The sequence below is a fragment of the Alteromonas sp. PRIM-21 genome, assembly GCF_027563165.1.
Lineage (GTDB): Bacteria > Pseudomonadota > Gammaproteobacteria > Enterobacterales > Alteromonadaceae > Alteromonas > Alteromonas macleodii_A.
In genome coordinates this window covers 280,303-286,342 of the sequence record NZ_JADOEK010000004.1, presented here as the reverse complement: position 1 = coordinate 286,342, position 6,040 = coordinate 280,303, and the positions used below count along the sequence as shown (strand labels likewise).

Annotated in this window: 4 protein-coding genes; all 4 read right to left on the bottom strand. The window is 45.6% G+C overall.

Annotated features, from left to right (window positions below; translation table 11 throughout):
• Window positions 1–144: 144 nt before the first annotated feature.
• The 4 genes from IW644_RS09020 to tkt all read right to left on the bottom strand — a co-directional run bounded on the left by IW644_RS09020 (window position 145) and on the right by tkt (window position 5,659).
• On the bottom strand, window positions 145–1,044 hold the full coding sequence (locus IW644_RS09020; RefSeq protein ID WP_269917317.1) for a fructose bisphosphate aldolase: 900 nt from the start codon (window positions 1,042–1,044) through the stop codon (window positions 145–147).
• A 301-nt stretch (window positions 1,045–1,345) separates the two neighbouring features.
• A complete protein-coding gene (locus tag IW644_RS09015) occupies window positions 1,346–2,521 on the bottom strand; it encodes a phosphoglycerate kinase (protein WP_061484790.1) in 1,176 nt (391 codons plus the stop codon).
• Between the two features lie 117 nt (window positions 2,522–2,638).
• On the bottom strand, window positions 2,639–3,649 hold the full coding sequence (gene epd / locus IW644_RS09010) for an erythrose-4-phosphate dehydrogenase (protein WP_269917316.1): 1,011 nt from the start codon (window positions 3,647–3,649) through the stop codon (window positions 2,639–2,641).
• 18 nt (window positions 3,650–3,667) lie between these two features.
• The gene (tkt, locus tag IW644_RS09005; protein ID WP_269917315.1) at window positions 3,668–5,659 is read right to left on the bottom strand and encodes a transketolase; all 1,992 of its coding nucleotides are present in this window, start codon (window positions 5,657–5,659) and stop codon (window positions 3,668–3,670) included.
• Window positions 5,660–6,040 lie beyond the last annotated feature (381 nt).

The following is a 6,040-nucleotide window of genomic DNA, read 5'->3' as shown; positions in this document are numbered from 1 at the left end:
TGGTAGCGGAGTCAGTGGCAATATATAATGAAAAACGCCCGCATCTGGCCCTTAAATACAAAACGCCCGATGAGATACATCGGGCGTTCTAAACAAAATAAGTGTCAACTTATTCTAGGACTAGTCAACAAGTTAAGAAAAAGTCTAGGCTTTAGAAGCTTGGTAAATACCTTCAATCGCTTTATCTAGTGTTGCTTCAAACTCTTCTTGAGATTGCTGTGCAGATACACCTTCGGTTAATGCACGAGAGAAGCTCGCGATCATGCCTTGGTTTTCTGATAGTTTTGCGTTTGCATCGTCACGGCTGTAGCCGCCAGAAAGTGCAACCACTTTAAGTACGCGAGGGTGATCAACAAGCTCTTTATAAAAGTTAGCTTCAGTGGGTAGCGTTAGCTTAAGCATCACTTCTTCACCTTCGCTAAGAAGATTAAGCTGGGTTAGGATCTCTAACTTAAGTAGCGCTTCAGCTTCTGCTTTTTGCGGGCTGTGAATATCAACTTCTGGCTCGATAATTGGAACAAGGCCAGCAGCTAAAATTTGCTTACCTATTTCAAACTGCTGAGCAACGACATCTTTAATACCTTGATGGTTCGCTAGCTTCACCACACTGCGCATCTTAGTGCCAAATACGTCTTGTGCTACCGCTTTAGCAAGCAGTGCATCAAGTCCAGGCATAGGCTTCATCACTTGAACGCCATTGCTTTCTTCAGCCAATCCTTTATCAACTTTTAAGAAAGGGATGACACGCTTTTTCTGCCACAAGAAGTGCGCAGTAGACATGCCTTCAATTTCTCTATCAAGGGTGTTTTCAAATAAGATTGCGCCAAGAACGCGTTCGCCGCTAAAAGGGGTGCTGGTGATAATGCGTGTACGCATTTCGTGAACTAGATTAAACATCTCTTCGTCTGAGCTGTATTCAGATTCTTCGATGCCATATAAGCGTAACGCTTTAGGTGTACTACCGCCGCTTTGATCTAACGCTGCAATAAAACCGGTTTGTGTTTTCAGTTTATCCAGCATTGCCTGCTGAGCTTGTGATGCCATTGCAACACTCCTTTTGTATATTACTGCCTTAATAGACAGGTGTAGGGTTTATTGTTATACCAATTCTATTAAAGATCTGTTTGTCTCTTACACGGCTAGCCGGCACCTAGAGTAAACACATCTGTAATAAAATTGGTATTTATGCCAGCGTACTTCACTGTTTCGCTGGGGTAATCGTCTCCGATTAAATGGTCACGCTCAAAAATGCTGTTACTGAGCGTGACGCATGTTGGGGCAACTTTGCACTAGGCCTTAGCTATCGAGAGCTTTTATGCGCTGCGTTTTTATACAGCGCTTAGGCTTATTTATTTTTTTCTTCTAGTACTGCTACCGCTGGTAGTGTTTTACCTTCCAAGAACTCAAGGAACGCGCCACCACCTGTTGAAATATAAGAAACCTTATCGGCAATTCCGTATTTATCAACTGCTGCTAGTGTATCACCACCACCTGCGATTGAGAATGCGTCGCTTGCTGCAATCGCTTCTGAAAGCGCTTTCGTACCTGCACTGAACTGTTCAAATTCAAAAACGCCTACAGGGCCATTCCAAACAATGGTGCCCGCATTCTTAATAATATCTTCTAACGCTTTTGACGAGTCTGGGCCGATATCAAAAATCATATCGTCGTCAGCAACGTCACTGACTACTTTTAGCGTCGCTTCAGTATTTTCATCGAACGCTTTGCCTACTACTACGTCAGTCGGCACTGGAATATTACCGCCATTTGCCTGTGCTTCATTCATAAGCTGCGTAGCTTGCTCAGTTAAGTCCATTTCAACCAGCGACTTACCTACATTGTGCCCTTGCGCTGCAATAAAGGTATTGGCGATACCGCCACCTACAATTAACTGATCAACTTTTTCAGCTAGTGTTTTTAGTACGGTTAGCTTGGTCGATACTTTTGAACCACCAACAATAGCAACCATTGGGCGTTTAGGGTTGTCTAGCGCTTTACCCAGTGCATCTAATTCAGCAGCAAGTAATGGGCCAGCACAGGCTTTTGGTGCAAATTTAGCAACGCCATGAGTAGAGGCTTGTGCACGGTGAGCGGTACCAAAGGCATCCATAACGAAAATATCGCAAAGTGCTGCGTACTGTTTCGCTAACGTTTCGTCGTCCTTCTTTTCGCCGTTGTTAAAACGTACGTTTTCAAGGATAACCAATTCGCCGTCTGCAAGCTCAACGCCATCTAGGTAGTCTTTAACAAGCTTAACCGGTACGTCTAGGGCGTCGTTAAGGTAATCAACAACAGGTTGAAGAGAAAACTCATCGGCAGGCTCGCCTTCAGTAGGACGGCCAAGGTGAGACATCACCATAACTGCTGCACCAGCGTCTAGTGCTGCTTTAATTGTAGGAATAGATGCTTTGATACGCGCATCTGAAGTTACTTTGCCGTCTTTTACCGGCACATTTAAATCTTGTCTAATTAGTACGCGCTGGCCATTTAGGGCCATATCGCTCATGCTTGGAATTGCCATCGTCTTTCCTATGTTAATTTAAATTCAGTAGAGCGTGTTGAAACAAGTGAAACACGCTCAAATTAACTGTGAAAGCTGCGCGGGCTGGTGCTACCAACCCTTGGCAGCATCAATGCTTTATTTTGCGTCGAACATCACTTTAGCGGTATCGAGCATACGGTTTGCAAAACCCCATTCGTTGTCACACCACACCAGTGTTTTAACTAGTTGTTTGTGACTGACTCTTGTTTGTGTGCCATCTACAATACACGAGTGAGGGTCGTGATTGAAATCTACCGACACCAAAGGCTCTTCGGTGTAGTCCAAAATGCCCTGCAATCGCCCTGCTTTTGCATTGCGAAGTGCTTGATTCACTTGTTCAATAGTTACCTTAGACTGAAGCGTTACGCTTAAGTCCATAGCAGTAACATTGATAGTAGGTACACGCACGGCAATGGCTTCGAACTTACCCGCAAACTTAGGCAGAATACGCTCTATACCGGCGGCAAGGCGTGTATCAACGGGAATAATTGACTGACTCGCGGCACGGGTTCTGCGCAAATCTTCGTGATAAGCATCGATAACTTGCTGATCGTGCATAGACGCGTGAATGGTTGTGATCGTACCACTTTCAACACCGAACGCGGCGTCTAGCGCTTGAATAACCGGAACAATGCAGTTCGTGGTACAAGAGCCGTTGGAGACTAATTTTTGTTCACTGGTCAACGTGTCTTCATTGGTACCAAAAATGACCGTATTGTCTAAATCTGGTGAACCGGGTGAAGAGAAAAGTACTTTGCCAGCGCCCGCATCTAAATGAGCTTGCCCCGATGCTCTGTCATCGAACTTTCCCGTACACTCAAGCACAATATCAATGCCTAAGTCTTTCCAGGGTAGGTCTTTAATATCGCTTATCGCGAGCAACGTAATATCGTCGCCTGCCACATTAAGCGTGTTGTTTTCTAAGGCCACATCAAAACGGAACCGCCCGTGGGCGGTATCGTATTTAAGTAAATGTGCTATGCCCTCGGGTTTAGCAATGTCGTTAATGGCCACAATTTTAAATTCGTTATTGCGCTCACTTTCATAAAGTGCGCGCAATACGTTACGACCAATACGACCAAACCCATTTATGGCAATATTTACCATAGGCTTATCTATTACCTCTTACAGAGACAGTGCAGCCTCTACTACAGCGTCAGTGGTAATGTTGAAGTGCTTAAATAGGTCGCCTGCAGGTGCAGACTCACCAAAGGTGTCCATACCTACGATAGCGCCGTTAAAGCCAACGTACTTGTACCAGCTGTCTTTAGACAAGGCTTCAACCGCTACGCGTTTTACAACACTAGACGGCAGTACACTTTCTCGGTAGTCAGCTGACTGACGGTCGAATACGTCAGTTGATGGCATAGATACTACGCGAACGGCCTTACCTTGCTCGGTAAGTTTTTCTGCTGCTTCAACGGCTAACTGAACTTCAGAACCGGTACCAATAAGAATAAGCTCTGGTGTACCTTCGCAATCTTTTAGTACGTAACCACCTTTAGCAATATCTGCAACTTGTTGAGCCGTTCTTTCTTGCTGGGCTAAGCCTTGACGCGTGAAGATTAGCGTTGTTGGGCCGTCAGTGCGCTCAATGGCAGACTTCCACGACACAGCAGACTCAACCTGATCACAAGGACGCCAGTTATCAAGGTTAGGCGTCGCACGTAGCGCAACCACCTGCTCTACCGGCTGGTGCGTTGGGCCGTCTTCACCTAGACCAATTGAATCGTGAGTGTAAACGAAAATTGCAGGCTGCTTCATAAGCGCCGCCATACGCACCGCATTACGTGCATATTCCATAAACATTAAGAAGGTTGCACCGTATGCTTTGAAGCCACCGTGAAGGGCAATACCATTCATCATGGCAGACATACCAAATTCACGTACACCGTAATAAATGTAGTTACCTGATGCATCGTTTGCTTCAACGCCTTTACTGCCTTCCCAAATGGTTAGGTTAGAACCCGCAAGGTCGGCAGAGCCGCCTAATAGCTCAGGAAGTAACGGACCAAACGCGTTTAATGCATTTTGCGATGCTTTACGTGAAGCAATGTTTTGTGGGTTCGCTTGAAGCTCAGCAATAATTGCGTCTGCTTTGTCGCTGAAATCTGCTGGCAGTTCGCCATTTACACGGCGTTTGAATTCTGCTGCAAGCTCTGGGTATTCTGCTTCGTATGCTGCGAAAGCGTCGTTCCATGCGCTTTCCGCTTTTGAGCCTTTGTCTTTACCATCCCAGCCCGCGTAGATATCGTCTGGAATTTCGAACGCACCATGGCTCCAGCCAAGCTTTTCACGTGTGGCGACAATCTCGTCATCACCTAGTGGTGCACCGTGGCAAGACTCAGTACCTTCTTTATTAGGTGAGCCGAAACCAATGGTAGTTTTACAACAAATAAGTGTAGGCTGCGCTGTATTCGCTTGCGCCTTTTCAATGGCGGCTTTGACTTGCTCAGCATCGTGACCGTCGACGCCTTCAATCACTTCCCAACCGTAGCTCTTAAAGCGTGCTGGTGTATCGTCAGTAAACCAACCTTCTACTTCACCGTCAATTGAAATGCCGTTGTCATCCCAAAACGCGATGAGCTTACCAAGGCCTAGCGTGCCGGCTAGTGAACATGTCTCATGAGAAATACCTTCCATCAAACAGCCGTCGCCTAGGAATGCATAGGTGTGGTGATCAACAATAGTGTGGCCGTCTTTGTTAAATTGCGCAGCAAGTACTTTTTCAGCAAGCGCCATACCTACAGCGTTGCTTATACCTTGACCTAATGGGCCAGTGGTGGTTTCAACACCGGGTGCATAACCGTACTCTGGGTGGCCAGGCGTTTTAGAATGTAGCTGACGGAAGTTCTTCAGCTCTTCAATAGGCAGTTCATAGCCTGAAAGGTGAAGTAGAGAGTACAACAGCATCGAGCCGTGGCCGTTTGAAAGTACAAAGCGGTCGCGGTTGGCCCATGACGGGTTCGCAGGATTGTGTGATAAGAAATCACCCCATAGTACCTGCGCGATATCAGCCATCCCCATTGGGGCGCCTGGGTGACCAGATTTAGCTTGTTGAACGGCATCCATGCTTAATGCACGGATAGCATTGGCGAGTTCACGACGAGAGGGCATGTTGTCTCCTGATTTATTTTGTATCTTTTGGTACCACGATAGTAATTGATGTGAGCATTGGGGAACATCAATTGTCTGCTCTTGCTCTACTTCTAGGCACTTTTGAATGTGAGGCTATTCTTACCCATGCCACCTTTCAGTTCAATGGATTTTCATTGCCATTATCGAAAGTAAATCCAAAAACATCAAAGAAGCTTATAAAGCCCACGGTATTGTCGATAACACTTAATGTCTTTGTCTTTGTTATACATCGAAATAACCCCAAAAATGATCGGGTTATGTCAACTATTCGTAACAAAGAGACTTTTAGACGTCTAGAAGTAAAGACTGGTATTTATAACTTGTTTTAGTACAATATACGACTATTTTGATAATTTAACG

Coding starts and splice junctions, on each gene's coding strand:
- IW644_RS09020 (WP_269917317.1), bottom strand. CDS start 1,044: ATGGCATCACAAGCTCAGCAGGCAATGCTGGATAAACTGAAAACACAA.
- IW644_RS09015 (WP_061484790.1), bottom strand. CDS start 2,521: ATGGCAATTCCAAGCATGAGCGATATGGCCCTAAATGGCCAGCGCGTA.
- epd (WP_269917316.1), bottom strand. CDS start 3,649: ATGGTAAATATTGCCATAAATGGGTTTGGTCGTATTGGTCGTAACGTA.
- tkt (WP_269917315.1), bottom strand. CDS start 5,659: ATGCCCTCTCGTCGTGAACTCGCCAATGCTATCCGTGCATTAAGCATG.